Genomic DNA, 1,096 nt, shown 5'->3' with positions numbered 1-1,096 from the left:
ACAAGCGGTCCGCGACTATCGAGATCATCAACGGCCGGGAGAAGGTCCTGGCGCAGGGCCGGTTCGGCACGGACCGCGACGGCTACCAGGCCATGCTCAAGCTGGGCCGGCAGCACAAAGACCGGGTCTGGGCGGTCGAGGGCTGCAACGGCATCGGCCGGCACATCGCTCAGCGTTTGGTCGCCGACGGCGAGACCGTGCTTGACGTGCCCGCGAAACTGTCCGCGCGGGCCAGGCTCTTCGAAACCAACCAGTCCCGCAAGACCGATCCCGCCGACGCCCACTGCGTGGCGGTCGCCGCCCTACGCGCGACCGGGTTGCGGCAGGTCACGGTCGATGACACCACGGTGGCGTTGAAGCTGCTCGTCGACCGCCGTGACGCGCTGGGGCGGGCTCGGACCGAAACACTCAACCGGCTGCACCAGCTGCTGCTCGAGCTCGTGCCCGGCGGGGCGAAGCAGTTCCTGTCCGCGCCGCAGGCCCGTGCCCTGCTCAGCACGGTCCGGCCGCGTGACATCGTCGGTCGCACACGCCGGCAGCTGGCCTCGGAACTGATCACTGAGGTCGCCGTGATCGACAAGAAGATCAAGGCCGCCAACGCGCAGCTGACCGAGTTGGTTGCCTCGACCGGCAGCACGCTGCAGCAGCTCAACGGCATCGGCCCGTCCGGCGCGGCTCGGCTCCTCGGTGACGTCGGCGACGTCGACCGGTTCGCCAGCCGGGACCATTTCGCGTCCTGGAACGGCACCGCACCCATCGACGCGTCCTCCGGTGACCAGCGGCGTCACCGGCTGTCGCGGGCCGGGAACCGGCGCATCAACCGGGTCCTGCACATCATGGCCATCGTCCAGCTCCGCAACGACACCGAAGGCCGTGCCTACTATCGACGCAAACTCGCCGCGGGCAAGAGCCCGATGGAAGCCATGCGCAGCCTCAAACGCCGACTGTCCAATGTGGTCTATCAACAGATGGTCAACGACGCCAAACGGATCCGGACGGGCCCGGGAGGGCAAACGGGAGCGACTCTGCAATCCAGCGCGGCCGGCTCAATCCCGACAGCCAGCACTTCGGACAAGCCACTTCCCGGACCCGCTAG

General features: G+C 68.3%; 1 protein-coding gene. It reads left to right on the top strand.

Annotated features, from left to right (window positions below; translation table 11 throughout):
* Window positions 1-17 precede the first annotated feature (17 nt).
* The coding region (locus AB0B76_RS59010) for an IS110 family transposase (RefSeq protein WP_360395226.1) at window positions 18-1,096 on the top strand (1,079 nt) is incomplete at its 3' end.

Source organism: Dactylosporangium sp. NPDC049140 (assembly GCF_040648435.1).
This window is presented reverse-complemented; position numbering and strand designations above follow the sequence as displayed.